This is a genomic window from Pseudomonas sp. LBUM920, assembly GCF_003852315.1.
Taxonomy (GTDB): domain Bacteria; phylum Pseudomonadota; class Gammaproteobacteria; order Pseudomonadales; family Pseudomonadaceae; genus Aquipseudomonas.
Window position 1 is genome coordinate 2451732 of the sequence record NZ_CP027762.1, and the last position, 16178, is coordinate 2467909.

A 16178-nucleotide genomic window follows, 5' to 3' on the forward strand; every position below is an offset into this window, starting at 1 on the left:
GGGTTTGATGTTACGCGTTGGTTTTTTTAAGAGAACTTCATTGAGCTGATGGTGACTATCGATGCCAGCGATGACCCGTTTTGGGGCGGGTCATCGCGGTGACGGTCAAGGCATCTGCGGCCGTTCCTGAGGGCGCAGGTCGAACACCAGCACCTCGGCATCCTCGCCGTGGCTCAGGTTGATCTGCCGTTCATCCCGCACGCGGGCACCGTCGCCTTCCTGCAAGCGCTGGCCGTTGACTTCAACGCTGCCGCGGGCCACATGGATGTACACATGGCGATCCGGCGGCACGTCCAGCGTCGCGGCTTCGTCGCCGTCGAACAGCCCGGCATACACCCGCGCATCCTGGCGCACATTCAGCGAACCCTCGGCACCTTCCGGCGAGATGATCAATTGCAAGCGCCCACGTTTCTGCGCCTCGCTGAAGTGTTCCTGTTGATAGCGCGGCTCGGCGCCGACCACATTCGGCACGATCCAGATCTGCAGGAAGTGCACGCCCTGGCGTTGGCTATGGTTGAACTCACTGTGCGCCACGCCGCTGCCGGCGCTCATCAACTGCACATCGCCAGGGCGAATCACCGAGCCGGTGCCCAGGGTGTCCTTGTGTTCCAGGGCGCCTTCGAGCACGTAGGAGAAAATCTCCATGTCGCGGTGCGGGTGCTGGCCGAAGCCTTTGCCGGCGGCAACGCGGTCATCGTTGATTACCAGCAGGTCAGAAAAACCCTGCTCGGCCGGGTTCCAGTAATTGGCGAACGAGAAGGTGTGAAACGACTTCAACCAACCGTGATTGGCGGCGCCGCGGTCCGAAGCTTTGCGAAGGGTCAGCATGGTCTTGTCCTCAAGTGAGAGCGGGCTGCGTCATGCAGGGCTCTTGCGTTGAGAAGAAGGTTAATGGTTAGCGTGGAATTCATTAAGAAGCTGAAACTTGAATAACTGTCTCTATCAAGTTGACAGTAAAAGGCATGCCATAATGGCGCCTCGACTTCCTTCTCGATGGACTTTCTCTGCATGAAAACCGTGGCCATGGCGCTGTTTCCGGACTTTTTGCTGCTCGATATGGCCGGTCCACTCGAAGTGTTTTCCATCGCCAATCGCTACCTGCCGGCGAACGCTCACTATCAGATCCTGACCATTGGCACCGAACCTGGGCTGCTGCGCGCCTCCAATGGTGTGCAGGTGCAACCCGACCTGTTATTGGCGCAGGCTCACGACGCCTATGACCTGTTGCTGGTGCCGGGCGGCCCCGGTGCCTATAACGAGTGCCATCCTGCGCTGTTGCCCTGGCTCAAGGCCGCCGCACCCAGGGCGCGACGCTTTGGCTCGATCTGCACCGGTGCCTTTGTGCTGGGGCATGCCGGACTGCTCGACGGCCACCGCGTGACCACCCACTGGCATTACACCGAACGCCTGATCAAGGGCTTCCCCAAGGCTATCGTCGAGACCGATCGTATCTATTTGCAGGATGGCCGCTTGATCACCTCCGGCGGGGTGACCGCCGGTATCGACCTGGCGCTGTCGGTCGTCGCCCAGGACCATGGCAAACAGGTGGCGGTGGACGTGGCCAAGGTGTTGCTGGTGGTGATGAAACGCCAGGGCGGCCAGGCCCAGTTCAGCCCGATGACGGCGGCTGTGGCGCCGTTGGAAACGGCGATCACCCGTGTGCAGAACCAGGTGCTGGCGCAGTTGGACCAGCCCTTTACCATCGACTCAATGGCCGCGTTGGCGGGCATGAGCGCGCGGCACTTCACGCGGCTGTTTGCCAAGGAGGTGCAGATGACGCCCATGGCGTTCCTGCAAGGCGCGCGCATCGACCGCGCCCGGCAGTTGCTGGAAACCACCGACCTGCCACTCAAGACCGTGGCGTTTCGCGCAGGGTTTGGCAGCGTGCGGCATATGCGTTTTCTGTTCAGTGAAAAGCTCGGCCTGAACCCTACGCAATACCGACAACAGTTCAGTTAACGACAGGATGTCTGTTTCGCGCACCTGATTGGCCGTGGCGCTCCCCGTGCCAGCATTGTCCTGTCATGGCGAGCTGGCAAGATAGCCACAGGCCCATGGAAAAGGATGCGCAAACGCCCAAGGCCGGGTGTTCCAGCGCTTTGACCCGCATGCACAACCCACACGCAGTCAGCTTTGGCCCCTACACCTTTCACCGCCAACAGCGCCTGGTCAGCAAGGCAGGCCTGCCGGTGCCGCTGGGTGGGCGTGCGCTGGATATCCTCGCGGTACTGCTGGAGACGCCTGGGCAATTTGTGCGCAAAGACACGCTGATTGCGCGGGTCTGGCCGCGCAGCGTGGTGGAAGAGAACAACCTGCGCGTGCACATCGCGGCCCTGCGCCGTGCGCTGGACGGGCAACGCTATATCCTCAATGAACCCTTGCGTGGCTACTGCTTTGTTGCGCCGTCCAGCGCCGCATCGGCGCTGCCCTGGCACAATCTGGCCGGGCGACTCAGCCCGGTGCTGGGCCGTGATCAGCTGTTGGGCTCATTGGTGCGGCGCTTGTACAGCCAACGCCTGATCATGCTCACCGGCTGCGCCGGCGTGGGCAAAAGCACCGTGGCCCTGGCCCTGGCTGAACGCGTGTTGCCGCGTTATCGCGACGGCGTGTGCTGGGTGGATCTGGCAGCGGTGCAGGGGCCAACCCACATGCTGTCTCATCTGGCCGCAACGCTGAACCTGCAACCCTGTGGCAGCGCCAACGCACTGGCCGAGCAGTTGGCGGTGCGCCAGATGCTACTGGTACTCGACGGCGCCGATGTGTTGCTCGGCGCCTGCCGCCACCTGGTGCGCACGTTGCAGGCACACGCGCCGCAGGTGACGGTGGTGTTGACCAGTCGTGAAGCCTTGCAGGTGCCCGGCGAATGGGTGCAACACGTGCCCAGGCTGGCGCTGCCGATGCCCTCGGCCTGGCGCGGTGTCGAACAGGCGATGGCCGCTGCGGCGGTTCAGTTATTTGTCGCACGGGTGCGTGCCGGTCAGCAGGGCTTTGTGCTGCGTGCCCAGGATTTGGCGCCACTGCGCGATATTTGCCGGCGCCTCGACGGTATTCCCCTGGCCCTGGAACTGGCGGCGGCCCAGGTCGATGCCCTGGGCATACGGGGTGTGCACGAGCAGTTGCACCAAGGCTTGCAGGTGTTGACGCGCGGCAGGCGCACGGCGGTGGAACGGCATCAATCCCTGATCGCGGCTCTGGACTGGTCGTATCAGCGCCTGAGCCTGCCGCAGCGTTGGCTGTTCCTGCAGTTGGCGCTGTTCAAAATGGCCGTGACCTTGCCGCGCTTGAGCGAGCTGGTGGCAGGCACCGAGCTGGAACACGCCGACCTGTCCTACCTGCTGTCGCGTCTGGCGGCCACCTCGATGCTGGCGGTGGAACCGGGCCCCGGCCCTGCGCGTTACCGGCTGCTCAACAGCGTGCGCAGCTACGCCCTGGCGCTACTGCGCGACCCGGCGCAAGTCGCGCAGTTGCAAAAGGGGTATGGGCATTACCTGGGCTGCAGTTCAGGCCGGCCGTTTGTCCTGCAACTCGTCGAGCAGGCGGCGTACACAGACTAGGTCGTGGGTGGCAAAGCCTTCGTTGAATTGCGTGTAGAGGGCGTTCAACAGGTCGCGCGCCGCCTGCCGCCGTCCTTGGCTCTGCCATAGGCTTGCCAGCGACGTTGCGCTGCGCAACTCCCAGGCCAGCGCGCCTTGCTGATGCGCCAGGGCCAGCGCCTCCAGCAGCAGCGTTTCGCGCGCGTGAAGGTCAGGTAACGCCTCGGCTCGCACGCGCAGAATCTCGGCGCTGCACCAACCGGCCGCGCCACTTCTGGCGCGTTCAAACACGTCATCATCTACGTCGATGGCGTTGAACGTCACCAGCGTGTCCCGGACCAGGCCCAGCCCTTGCAAACCCGCCTGCGGCGCCGTGCCCGCGTAGTGCTGCGCCCAGGTATGAAACAGCTGCACCGAGTGTTTTTGTGCCTGTTGCAGCAACAGGTCGAGCAACGAGCGCGCCGCGGCGGTATCGCCGTTGTAGCGGGCGATCACCACGCCGGCCAGGGCCAGCGTGTAGCAGATCGAGGTGCCGTGGTTGATCTGCAGCGCCAGCTCCAGCGCCTGGTTGGCGGTGCGCCAGGCACGCTCCGCAAAACCCCGTAGCCACAGGGTGCGCGCAAGCATTGTCAACGACGCCACACTCTGGTCGTATTGCACGCCAAAGCCATGGGTGAACCGATTGAGATGGCCGCTGTGGGCCATGCGCTGGATCACTTGTTCGGCGTTGTGCAGCGCCAGTGCCTGGTTGCCGGCAAAGTGCTGCGCCAACACCCGCAGGCGCTGGGCGCTGAGGTCCAGCAATGGCTCGGATTGTGGGCCGAGCTGATCGAAGTGCAGGCTCTGTGCCAACGCCTCACGGTAATTGCCGCTGCACAAATTGACCGCCATATGGCCCGACACCGCCCGTAGCTGGCCGGTGAGGTCGTTGCTCGCTTGTGCCAGGCGCAGCGCGCCGGCAAAGGCTTGAATGGTCTGTGGCGTGCTGCCCTGGGCGTGGTAGGAGAAACTGCCCAGCGCCAGCTGCAATTCCATCTGCAGGCGTTGGCTCGGCGCGGTTGACTGCGCCAGCCGCGTCAGGGCCTTGCCCACGTACAGCCCGTGCTCGTGCAGCAGCGACAGTTCCTGCCACAACGGCATCGCACTGACCGTGAGGCGAATACCCAGCAGGTGCGCACCCATCTCGCCCAGGCACCAATCGAGGGCGGCGCGGATGTCTTCGCGCAGCGGGGCATAGCGGCTGATCCACGCCTGGGTCGCGATCAGTTCCCAGTCCTCCCGGGCCTGTTCCATCAGCGCCAGGCAGCGTGCCGCGTGGCGCTCGCGGGTGGCCTCAAGCTCCGCGGCCACGCTGAGTTTTTCCAGCGCGTAGGTGCGGGTGATGTCGAGCAAGCGATAGACCACATCGTCATCGCCAGCCTCGACGTTGAGCAGCGACTTGGCCACCAATTGGGTGATCGAGCCCAGCACCTCGTTTGGCGCGATCCGCTCCCCGGCGATCACCGCCGCTGCGCTGGCCAGGCTGAACCCGCCACGAAACACGGCCAGGCGCCGCAGGCAAATCTGCTCGCAGGCCGTCAGCAGCTCGAAACTCCAGTCCAGCGTGGCGCGCAGGGTTTGCTGACGGGGCAGGGCGCTGCGCCGGCCACGCACCAGCAGGCGAAAGTTGTCTTCCATCTGCACCAGCAGCCCCGGCAGGCCGAAGCGCTGGATCTGCGCCGCCACCAACTCGATCGCCAGGGGAATGCCGTCCAGGCGCTGTCAGATATCAATGGCCAGCGGCAGTTGCGCTTCGCTGAGTTCAAAACGGTCTTGATGCGACATGGCGCGTTCGATCAGCAACTGCAACGCCGGGTAGCCGAGGGCCTGGGCACGGTTGCCGGTGGCGGGCGGGCAAGCCAGCGGCTCGAGGCGCTGCACGTATTCGCCCTCGGCCCGCAGCGCTTCGCGGCTGGTGGCCAGGATGTGCACGTGGGGCGCGTGGCGCAGCAGGGTTTCGCTGATCAGGGCGATGTCGTCGAGCAGGTGTTCGCAATTGTCGATCACCAGCAACAGCTGACGCGCGTGCAGGCTGCGGGCGAAGCTCAGCAGCGGCGCATGCGCTTGGGGCGTGAGGTCGAGCAGCGCGGCGAGGTTGGGCAGGATCATCGACGGCGCGCTCAGCGGCGCGAGGTCCAGCAGGCGAATGCCGTCGCGGTAATGCCCGATCAGCAATTCGGCCACGCGCAGCGCCACGGTGGTCTTGCCGATGCCGCCAGCGCCGGTCAGGGTGATAAAGCGTTGCTGCGGCAGTTGCTGCACCAATGCATCAATCAGCGCCTGGCGACCGATCATGCGTGTGCGCCGCAGTGGCAGGTTATGGCCCTGGCTGTGGGGCAGGCCGTCGGCAGGAATCGTCATCGGTTCGATGCTCAGTGGCGCAACAAAACTGTAGCCGCGCTGGGCCACGGTGACGATGTAGCGCTGCCCGGCCTGGCCATCGCCGAGTGCCTTGCGCAACGCCGCCATGTGCACCCGCAGGTTGCCGTCTTCCACCACCGTTTTCGGCCAGACCCGCGCGATCAATTCCTGCTTGCTCACCACATTGCCGGCCTGCTCCAGCAGGATCAGCAAAATCTCCACCGCACGCCGTCCCAGGCGCAACGGGCGACCGGCCTCCAGCACCAGGCGTTGGCGCGGGTGGATGCAGTAGGGGCCGAAATGCACGGCCTGGTCGCTGAGGTCACTCATGGTGGCCCATGCTCGGAAAAAAGGGTTCGGCCAGCATATTCCAGGTGCGTACAGACCACTAGGCCGCAATCACTTGCGGCTTGTGACGTAAGTGGTGGTTTCGCCAGGTCATCGGGTTGACGCCTTCGCTGCGCGTGAACATGTGGCAGAAGTGCGCCTGGTCGCAAAACCCGCATTCCAGGCTGATTTGCGTGAGGCTCAAGGAAGAGCCGGTGATCAGTTCCTTGGCTCGCTGGATACGCTGTTGGCGAATCCACTCCTGCGGCGACAGCCCGGTGGTGCACTTGAAGGCGCGGGAGAAGTGGCTGCGCGACAGCGCGCAAGCCTGCGCCAGGTCGGCAATTGCCAGGCTTTCGCCGAGGTTGGCAAGGATCAGTTGTTTGGCAATGCGCTCGCGTCGGGGGCATAGGCCGCCGGTCGCGGAGAAGCGCGGAGCACAGTACTCAAGTCGGGCCATGACAAATATCCGTAGTCGATGGGAGCGTTCCCGGTGAATGGATCCAGTGTAGACCGCTTCATTTTTGGCGCCGGACCGTCTGGCTGACGAGTTAATCGTTGTTAATTTCGCCAGGTCAGGGCGCGGAAAAGACAGCACAGGCGTGCAATCGCCGCATGGCGGTATCTGCTTATCTGGCGGCCTGAAAACCGTTTGGAAGCCGCCATGAACCGCAACGACTTGCGCCGCGTCGACATGAACCTGCTGGTGATTTTCGAAGCATTGATGTTCGAGAAGAACCTGACCCGGGTTGCCGAGAAGCTCTTTATGGGCCAGCCGGCGGTGAGTGCGGCGCTTGGGCGCTTGCGGGATTTGTTCGACGACCCGTTGCTGCTGCGCAATGGGCGGGGCATGGAGCCCACGCCACGGGCGCTGGCGATACTCAAGGAGTTGCAACCGGCCATGGACACCATTTCCGGCGCGGTCAGCCGCGCCAAGGATTTTGACCCTTCCACCAGCTGCGCGGTGTTTCGTATTGGTTTGTCGGATGATGCGGAGTTCGGGTTGTTTCCGCCGCTGCTCAGTCAACTGCGTGAGGAGGCGCCGGGGATTATCGTGGTGGTGCGTCGGGCCAACTACCTGCTGATGTCGGCGTTGTTGGCCAGCGGGGAGATTTCGGTGGGGGTGAGTTACACCACGGAATTGCCGGCGAATGCCAAGCGCAAGAAGCTGCGGGATATTCCATGCAAGGTGCTGCGTGGGGATGACGGGGAGGCGCCGCTAACCCTGGATGATTACTGCGAGCGGCCGCATGCGATGGTGTCGTTTTCGGGGGATTTGAGCGGCAATATCGACCTGGACCTGGCGCGGATCGGCCGGGCGCGCCGGGTGGTGTTGGCGGTGCCGCAATTCAGTGGGTTGCGGGCGTTGTTGGCGGGCACGCGGATTATTGCGACAGTGCCGGATTATGCGGCCTGTGCGTTGACTGAGGGGACGGTGTTACGGGCGCAGGATCCGCCGTTTGAGATTGAGGCGGCGGAGCTGTCGATGGTTTGGGGTGGGGTGCATGATAATGACCCGGCGGAGCGGTGGCTGCGGTCGCGTATCAGTGAGCATATGTCGCGGGCGGTTTAGGCGTGGCGGCCTCTGGGCCGACCAGGTTGGGTTGGTGGGTTGGGTTGGGTTGGGTGCATATCCGTTGCTGCGGTCACGGCCACTTAGGGTTCCGCTCTTACAGCGGGTCACTTTTGGCAAACGCCCCAAAAGTAACCAAAAGGTCTTTGCCCCACCACTCGGTGCCTCGCTTAGGCTCGGCATGCCCTCACTCCGGCTTGAATCCGTGGGCCGCCGCGACGGGCCATCCATGGCCCAACACGGCTAACCCGGCGTCCTGCCGGGTTACCCACGGATTCAAGCCTGCGTTCGGCCAGCGTGGTTGACGGGGCCTGTCAGATCAAAATCAAAAGCAAGATCAAAAGCAGAGCACGGCGGCCTGAAAGCCGACCTGAGTGGTTGAAGCAAAAGCAGGGCAGAAGCACAGCAACACACTTCTATCTGATGCACAGAGATCCAAATGTGGGAGCGGGCTTGCTCGCGAATGCGGTGGTTCAGTCAGCTCATGTGTCACTGACACACCGCATTCGCGAGCAAGCCCGCTCCCACAAGTTGACCGAGTTCAGCCTCCACCACTGCACTGCTTTGCTTTTCTGTGGGAGCTGGCTTGCCTGCGATGCAGACACCTCGGTCTATCAGGCACAACCAGTAGATGCCATCGCAGGCAAGCCAGCTCCCACTTTTGACCGAGTGCAACCGACACCCATCTATCTGATTCACAGAAATCCAAATGTGGGAGCGGGCTTGCTCGCGAATGCGGTGGGTCAGTCAGCTCATGTGTCACTGGCAGACCGCCTTCGCGAGCAAGCCCGCTCCCACAAGTTGACCGAGTTCAGCCGCCAGTACCGCAGTGCATTGCTTTTGCTTTTCTGTGGGAGCTGGCTTGCCTGCGATGCAGACACCTCGGTCTATCAGGCACAACCAGTTGATGCCATCGCAGGCAAGCCAGCTCCCACATTTGATTGAGTTCATCTTCAAAAACAGGTCGGCTGTCAGGCCGCCGTGCTCTGCTTTTGATCTTGATCTGCTTTTGACTTTGATCTTAGGCGCCCCGTTAAACCACGCTGGCCGAACGCAGGCTTGAATCCGTGGGTAACCCGGCAGGACGCCGGGTTAGCCGTGTTGGGCCATGGATGGCCCGTCACGGCGGCCCACGGATTCAAGCCTTCGTTCGGGCACACCGAGCCTAAGCGAGGTGCCGAGTGGTGGGGCAAGAGCCCTTTGGTTACTTTGGGGCTTTTCCAAAGTGACCCGCTGTAAGAGCGGAACCCATCGCGGCCGTTACTCAAATAACGGATATGTACTCCGTAAAAACCGGCCCCCAGAGGCCGCCACGTCAAACAGCACATACATCCAATTCCAACCCCCCCATTGCCCCCCAAACTCCCCCTATCGCACAACTCTCCAGGGGGGAATCAAAACCATGGACCCAACACCCAAAACCAGCCCCGACGAAGTCGTCACCCTGGTCGTCAAACACCTGATCAAACCCGGTCGCGAAGCCGACTACGAAGCCTGGCTACGCCGCATCGTGCGCATCGCTGGCGAACGCCCAGGCCACCTCGGCGTCGACGTCGTGCGCAGCAAACAAAACCGCCTGGCGCTGTTCACCTGCGTCCTGCGCTACCGCTCCACCGACGACCTCGAACGCTGGCTCGACTCCCCCGAGCGCCAAGCCCTGATCAACGAAGCCACGCCCATGCTCGCCGACGGCGACAACACCGAAGTCGGTGCCGTCAATGAGTTCTGGTTCGCCCCCCTGGCCGACAGCGCCGCCAAACCACCGCGCTGGAAACAAGCCGTGGTGACCTTGTTTGTCATCCTGCCGCTGACCCTGCTGATTCCGATCGTCTGGGGCCCGGTGTTACGCCTGCATCCGTTCCTCTCCAACTACGTGGTCGCAACCTTCCTGGTCACCCTGACCATCGTGCTGCTGGTGGTCTACCTGCTGATGCCGGCCGCCACCCGCCTGTTCGCTCCCTGGCTTGAAGCCTCTGTAAAGGAAACCCTATGAACGCCGATCTGATTCTGTTCAATGGCCAGTTCCACACCGTGGACCGTGAAAACCCGCGGGCCACCGCCGTTGCTATTCACCAGGGCCGCTTCGTCGCGGTCGGCACCGACGCCCAAGCCATGGCGTTGCGTGGCAGTGGCACGCAGGTCATCGACCTTAAGGGCCGCACCGTCATCCCTGGCCTCAATGACTCGCACCTGCACCTGATCCGTGGCGGGCTGAACTACAACCTCGAACTGCGCTGGGAAGGCGTGCCGTCCCTGGCCGATGCGCTGCGCATGCTCAAGGATCAGGCGGATCGCACGCCTACGCCGCAGTGGGTGCGCGTGGTCGGTGGCTGGAACGAATTCCAGTTCGCCGAAAAACGCATGCCGACCCTGGAGGAGCTGAACCAGGCCGCGCCGGACACGCCAGTGTTCGTGCTGCACCTGTACGACCGTGCCTTGCTCAACCGCGCCGCCCTGCGGGTGGCCGGCTATACCAAAGACACGCCGAACCCGCCGGGCGGCGAGATCGTGCGTGACAGCAACGGCAACCCCACCGGCATGCTGGTGGCGCGGCCTAACGCGATGATCCTCTATGCAACCCTGGCCAAGGGGCCGAAATTGCCGCTGGAATATCAGGTCAACTCGACCCGCCAGTTCATGCGTGAACTCAATCGCCTGGGCCTTACCAGTGCGATCGATGCCGGCGGTGGCTTCCAGAATTATCCCGATGACTACGCGGTGATCGAGCAGCTGGCCAAAGATGAACAGCTGACGGTGCGCATCGCCTACAACCTGTTCACCCAGAAGCCCAAGGAAGAACTCAGCGACTTCAAGCACTGGACCGGCAGCGTCACCCTGCATCAGGGCGATGACTACCTGCGCCACAACGGCGCCGGCGAGATGTTGGTGTTTTCGGCGGCGGACTTCGAAGATTTCCTTGAACCGCGTCCCGACCTGCCGCTGACCATGGAGCAGGAACTGGAACCGGTGGTTCGGCATCTGGTCGAGCAGCGCTGGCCATTCCGCTTGCATGCCACTTACAACGAATCCATCTCGCGCATGCTCGACGTGTTCGAGAAGGTCAACCGCGACATTCCGTTCAATGGCCTGCCGTGGTTTTTCGACCACGCCGAAACCATCACCCCGCACAACATCGAGCGTGTGCGTGCGCTTGGCGGCGGTATCGCGATCCAGGATCGCATGGCGTTCCAGGGCGAATATTTTGTCGAGCGTTACGGCGCCAAGGCGGCCGAAGCCACGCCGCCGATCAAGCGCATGTTGGCTGAAGGCGTACCGGTCGGGGCGGGCACCGATGCCACACGGGTGTCGAGCTACAACCCCTGGACCTCGTTGTATTGGATGGTCAGCGGCCGCACCGTCGGCGGCCTGGAACTGCACGCCGAAGGCCTGCCGCGCCTCACCGCGTTAGAGCTGTTCACCCACGGCAGTGCCTGGTTCTCGTCGGAGCAGGGCAAGAAGGGCCAGATCAAGGTCGGCCAGTTGGCGGACGTTGCCGCGCTGTCGGCAGACTTTTTCAGTGTCGATGAAGAGGCCATCAAGTGGATCGAGTCGGTGCTCACCGTGGTCGGCGGCAAGGTGGTGTACGGCGCCGGCGACTTCGAGGATTTCGCACCACCACGCGTGCCGGTGCTGCCGGACTGGTCGCCGGTGGTCAAGGTGCCGGGGCACTGGCGCCCAAGTTCAGCGTTACAAGCCCAGGTCCATCAATGCAGCGGCCCATGTGGCGTGCATGCCCATGGCCATGAAAAAGCGCGCCTTTCCAGCGTGCCGGTCAGCGACTTCCAGGGTTTCTGGGGCGCGTTTGGCTGCTCGTGCTTTGCCTTCTAAAACCCCCAAAGGAGCTACCCCATGACTTACAAACGCTTGAACAAAGACGACGCCGTGGTGCTGTTGGTGGACCACCAGACTGGCTTGATCTCGCTGGTGCAGGATTTTTCGCCCAACGAATTCAAGAACAACGTGCTGGCGCTGGCGGATGTGGCCAAGTTCTTCAAGCTGCCGACCATCCTCACCACCAGCTTTGAAACCGGCCCCAATGGCCCGCTGGTGCCGGAGCTTAAGGCGCTGTTCCCGGACGCGCCGTACATCCCGCGCCCTGGCCAGATCAACGCCTGGGACAACGAAGATTTCGTCAAGGCCGTCAAGGCCACCGGCCGCAAGCAATTGATCATCGCCGGTGTGGTGACCGACGTCTGCGTGACGTTCCCGACCTTGGCCGCGCTGGCTGAAGGCTTCGAGGTGTTTGTGGTGACCGACGCTTCCGGGACGTTCAACGAGGCCGTGCAACGTGCGTCGTGGGCGCGCATGAGCGCAGCGGGTGCGCACCTGGTCAACTGGTTTGCGGTGGCCTGCGAGCTGCAGATCGACTGGCGCAACGACATGGAAGGCCTGGCCAACCTGCTGTCGCCACGCATTCCCAACTACCGCAACCTGATGAACAGCTACTCGGCGTTTACTGCCAAGTAACCCGCAGACAGCACGCCGCTGAACCCTGTGGGAGCCGGGCTGGCCCGCGACGGCGCAGCATCAGTCGACATCACGGTTGGCTGACGCTGCGCTGTCGCGGGCCAGCCCGGCTCCCACATTTGATTTGTGGTGCCATGACTGACCGGTTATAAATCAGCAAAATGTCCACCGAGAAGCGACAATGAACCCCTTCGAAGACATGCGCCTGTTCTGCCAGGTCATGGAGTCCGGCAGCTTTACCGCCGCCGCCGAGCAACTGGGCCTGTCCAAGCAATTTGTCAGCCGCCGCCTGATTCAGCTGGAAGACCGCCTGGGCGTGCGCCTGCTCAACCGTTCCACGCGCCGCCTGGACGTCACGCCGCTGGGCCAGAGTTATTACGAATCCGCCTTGCGATTGCTCAGTGACGTCGAGCAAGTGGAGCAGGGCATCGCCGGCCAGAACAGCGAGCCGCGCGGCACGCTGCGCCTGAGTGCGCCGCTGTCGTTTGCCATGGCTCACCTGGGTTGCCTGTTGCCGTCATTTCTGCAGCGCTACCCGCACGTGTCGGTGGAAGTCGACCTCAGTGACCGGCCTGTTGACCTGATCGGCGAAGGCTACGACCTGGTGCTGCGCATCGGCACCCTTGAAGACTCGACCTTGATCGCGCGCCGCATCGCCAGTGTCGAGCGGGTGTATTGCGCCAGCCCCGAGTACCTGGCCCGGCGCGGCACGCCGCTCAAGCCCGAAGACCTGGCCGACCACGATTGCCTGCCCTACGGCCACGGCCGCCAGGTGCAGTGGCGCTTCCAGACCAAGGGCAAACTGCAGTCGGTGAATGTCAGCGGGCGCATGCGCGTGAACAACGGCGAGTTGTTGCGCGACACGGCGATTGCCGGATTGGGTGTTACTTACCTGCCGACGTTTATCGTGGCTGAGGCGTTGAAGGACGGGCGCCTGGTTACGCTTCTGGAAGACTTCGCCCCTGAAGCGCTGACCTTGTCGGCGGTGTACCCCCAGCACCGGCAAAGCTCTAGGCCGGTGCAGGCGCTGGTGGAATTCTTGCGTGAACGCCTGGCGGGTGGTTGCTGAACCACTGACACAACATCGCACACCTGTGGGAGCGGGCTTGCTCGCGAAAGCGGTGTGTCAGTCAGCGTATCTGTTGCTGATCCAGCGCATTCGCGAGCAAGCCCGCTCCCACATTTTGATTGAGGTTTGGCTCAGCGATCGACGAGGTTGGCCAGCTCCGAACCGTCCACATATCGCTGCAGATTCGCCAGGAACGTATCGGCAATCTCCTCTTGGCAGGCGCTGGTGGAATTCTTGCGTGAACGCCTGGCGGGTGGCTGTTGAACCACTGACACAACATCGCACACCTGTGGGAGCGGGCTTGCTCGCGAAAGCGGTGTGTCAGTCAGCGTATCTGTAGCTGATCCAGCGCATTCGCGAGCAAGCCCGCTCCCACATTTTGATTGAGGTTTGGCTCAGCGATCGACGAGGTTGGCCAACTCCGAACCGTCCACATACCGCTCCAAATTCGCCAGGAACGTATCAGTAATCTCCTCTTGGCTGGCGCTGGTGGAATTCTTGCGTGAACGCCTGGCGGGTGGTTGTTGAACCACTGACACAACATCGCACACCTGTGGGAGCGGGCTTGCTCGCGAAAGCGGTGTGTCAGTCAGCGTATCTGTAGCTGATCCAGCGCATTCGCGAGCAAGCCCGCTCCCACATTTTGATTGAGGTTTGGCTCAGAGATCGACGAGGTTGGCCAGCTCCGAGCCCTGCACGTAACGCTCTAAATTCGCCAGGAACGTATCGGCAATCTCCTCTTGGCTGTTGGTCGAAATCGCCGAGGTGTGCGGCGACAACCTCACCCGCGGATGGCTGTACAACGGGTGCCCATCCGGCAGCGGTTCCGGCTCGGTCACGTCCAGCGATGCCAGGCCAACCTGACCGTTATCCAACGCCTCCAACAACGCCTCTTGATCCAGCAAACCACCGCGCGCGATGTTGATCAGGTGCAGCCCTGGCTTGGCACTGCCGAGCACATCGCGGTTAACGATATGCCGCGTGCTCTCGGTCAGCGGCGCCGCCAGCACCAGATGGTCGGCGCGGGCGAACAGGTCGTGGATATCCCGAACGGCTTCGACGCCGTCGACGTCAAAAGAGGCATGGCTTTGACGCAACGCAACCACGTTGATGCCGAGCGCCAACGCCTTTTGCGCGAGGCTTTTACCAATTGCGCCAAAGCCGAGAATGCCCAGGGTAGTGCCCTTGAGTGGGCGCAATGGCGTGAAATTCCAGTGGGCATCCTTCACCCAGATAGCCGGTAAATGCTTGGACGCGGCAAAGATCGCCGCCAGGGCGAACTCGGCGAGGTTGTCGGCGGCGCTGCCACGCGAGGTGGTTACCGGTGGGCCGTTGAACAGCCACTGCGGGTAGAAGTCGATGCCCGACGAGACCAGATGCACCCACTGCACGCGGTACGGCCAGCCCGGCGGCGGGGTGTCCGGTGCGGTGTAGCCGCGCACGTTGATCGGGCGCAGCAAGAGGATATTGGCCTGGGGCGGCAAGTCACTCGGCACACCAGCAGGCACGCCGATCACCTGGGCTTCAGGATGAATCGAGGCGAGGCGTTCGCGGATCACCGCGTTGTAGTCTTCGTCCAGCTGGCTGGCAATAATCACCTGACTCATGAGCGTTCCTTATTCATTGTGGGCCACGTTGGGCGAACACAGCTTTGCCGACGCCTTGCAGCACGGCGTCGTTTTGTGGGGTATGCACGCGGCTGCACAGCACATCGCGGTAATGGCGTTGCAGCGGGCTGTGGCGTGACAGGCCGGGGTTGCCCGAGGCTTCGATGGCCAACTCGACGGCGCGGATCGCGTTGCCGGTCACCAGGTACTTCAACTGCGCGGCATTCGCGGCCGGTGTGTGGCCTTCAGCGGCGGCATCCAGCAGGCTGCGGTTGGCAAACAGCAGCGTGTCGATATGGCCGACGGTTTCCTGAAAGCGCGGCAAGGTCGACAGCGCTGCGCCCAGATTGGATGGCTTGCGCTCCTCCAGCCATTTCACCAGCCAGTCCCTTGCAGCCTGGGCCACGGCGTCATACACCGAAGACAGCAACACCGACATCCACAGGAAACCATCGCCATCCAGCTCTGGCTGCGGCGCACTCCAGGGGCTCACGCTGACGGCGTGGTCCAGCGGCACCAGCACGTTGTCGAGCAACACTTCATGGCTGCAGGTGGCGCGCATGCCCAAGTGGTCCCAGGTGTCGATGATGCTTATACCGGGGCTGTCCTTGCGCACCAGCCAGGCGCCCACCAGCGGGTCGGCGTCATCGCTGCGCGCCCATACGCTGAACCAGCTCAGACCATGGCTGCCGGTGGAGTAAATCTTGCGCCCACTGATGCGCCAGCCTTCGGCGGTGCGCACGGCGGTGGTCGCCGGCAGGCCGCCCCGCGCCGGGGTGCCGAGGTCGGGTTCGACGCGCAGGGCGTTGATCAGCGCGCCGTTGCGCACCGCGTCTTCGGCCACTTGCACGCGCAAGTGCTGGGGCCAGGTCTTGCTGTCTTGCAAGCGCGTGTGTTGCAGGTACTGCATCACCAGGATCAGCGCGGTGGAGGGCTCGCCCTTGGCAATCGCGCTGATCGCCTTGCGCGCCTGGGGCAAGCTGGCACCGCCGCCGCCCAAGGACTTGGGCACAGTGAGGGCGACCAGGCCGTGGTCATGCAGCAGCTTAAAATTGTTGTGGGGGAAGGCGCCGCTGGCGTCGTACAGGTGCGCGGTGCTTGCCAGCTCGGCGCTGAGGCGTTCGAGCAGGGTTTCGAAGTTGGCGACTTCCACGCAGCGTAAGGAAGGTTGGGACGTCATGAGCATGTACTCGGTCAAAAAT

The 16178-nt window shown here is 63.0% G+C and carries 12 protein-coding genes and 1 pseudogene; 8 read left to right on the forward strand and 5 right to left on the reverse strand.

Going from position 1 to position 16178, the window contains the following annotated elements; genetic code table 11:
- Positions 1 to 105: 105 nt before the first annotated feature.
- Positions 106 to 828, reverse strand: coding sequence for a pirin family protein (locus tag C4J83_RS11445; protein ID WP_106580724.1), 723 nt, complete (start codon positions 826 to 828; stop codon positions 106 to 108).
- Positions 829 to 1008: 180 nt separating this feature from the next.
- Between C4J83_RS11445 and C4J83_RS11450 the strand changes: the two genes are divergently transcribed.
- Positions 1009 to 1959 carry a GlxA family transcriptional regulator gene (locus C4J83_RS11450; RefSeq protein WP_106580723.1) on the forward strand — a complete coding sequence of 317 codons (951 nt, stop codon included), beginning with the start codon at positions 1009 to 1011 and terminating at the stop codon, positions 1957 to 1959.
- A 95-nt stretch (positions 1960 to 2054) separates the two neighbouring features.
- Complete coding sequence (locus tag C4J83_RS11455) at positions 2055 to 3554, forward strand: ATP-binding protein (protein ID WP_124417069.1); 1500 nt, start codon at positions 2055 to 2057, stop codon at positions 3552 to 3554.
- Here the strand turns inward: C4J83_RS11455 and C4J83_RS11460 are convergent.
- Positions 3501 to 6263: pseudogene (locus tag C4J83_RS11460) on the reverse strand (ATP-binding protein). The gene C4J83_RS11455 and the pseudogene C4J83_RS11460 overlap by 54 nt on opposite strands.
- A gap of 58 nt (positions 6264 to 6321) precedes the next feature.
- The gene (locus tag C4J83_RS11465) at positions 6322 to 6720 is read right to left on the reverse strand and encodes a helix-turn-helix domain-containing protein (protein ID WP_106580720.1); all 399 of its coding nucleotides are present in this window, start codon (positions 6718 to 6720) and stop codon (positions 6322 to 6324) included.
- A 204-nt stretch (positions 6721 to 6924) separates the two neighbouring features.
- On the opposite strand from C4J83_RS11465, the gene C4J83_RS11470 reads away from it, so the two are divergent.
- The 6 genes from C4J83_RS11470 (at position 6925) to C4J83_RS11510 (ending at position 13369) form a co-directional block, all read left to right on the forward strand.
- Entirely contained in the window at positions 6925 to 7833 is a 909-nt protein-coding gene (locus C4J83_RS11470; RefSeq protein ID WP_124417070.1) for a LysR family transcriptional regulator, read from the forward strand.
- Positions 7834 to 8286: 453 nt separating this feature from the next.
- Positions 8287 to 8778 (forward strand): hypothetical protein, encoded by a 492-nt coding sequence (locus C4J83_RS11480; protein WP_124417071.1) that lies wholly within the window; start codon positions 8287 to 8289, stop codon positions 8776 to 8778.
- A gap of 457 nt (positions 8779 to 9235) precedes the next feature.
- On the forward strand, positions 9236 to 9826 hold the full coding sequence (locus C4J83_RS11495; protein WP_119735444.1) for an antibiotic biosynthesis monooxygenase: 591 nt from the start codon (positions 9236 to 9238) through the stop codon (positions 9824 to 9826).
- Positions 9823 to 11661, forward strand: coding sequence for an amidohydrolase (locus tag C4J83_RS11500; RefSeq protein WP_124417074.1), 1839 nt, complete (start codon positions 9823 to 9825; stop codon positions 11659 to 11661). The genes C4J83_RS11495 and C4J83_RS11500 overlap by 4 nt, the downstream gene beginning before the upstream one ends.
- A 21-nt stretch (positions 11662 to 11682) precedes the next feature.
- Complete coding sequence (gene ycaC / locus C4J83_RS11505; protein WP_106580735.1) at positions 11683 to 12300, forward strand: isochorismate family cysteine hydrolase YcaC; 618 nt, start codon at positions 11683 to 11685, stop codon at positions 12298 to 12300.
- 181 nt (positions 12301 to 12481) lie between these two features.
- Positions 12482 to 13369, forward strand: coding sequence for a LysR family transcriptional regulator (locus C4J83_RS11510; protein ID WP_119735442.1), 888 nt, complete (start codon positions 12482 to 12484; stop codon positions 13367 to 13369).
- 659 nt (positions 13370 to 14028) lie between these two features.
- On the opposite strand, the gene C4J83_RS11515 is transcribed toward C4J83_RS11510, so the two are convergent.
- Together C4J83_RS11515 and C4J83_RS11520 are read right to left on the reverse strand one after the other, a co-directional pair.
- Positions 14029 to 14976, reverse strand: a complete 948-nt coding sequence (locus tag C4J83_RS11515) for a D-isomer specific 2-hydroxyacid dehydrogenase family protein (RefSeq protein WP_124417075.1) — start codon at positions 14974 to 14976, stop codon at positions 14029 to 14031.
- A gap of 13 nt (positions 14977 to 14989) precedes the next feature.
- Positions 14990 to 16162, reverse strand: coding sequence for an acyl-CoA dehydrogenase family protein (locus tag C4J83_RS11520; protein ID WP_124417076.1), 1173 nt, complete (start codon positions 16160 to 16162; stop codon positions 14990 to 14992).
- Positions 16163 to 16178: the final 16 nt, after the last annotated feature.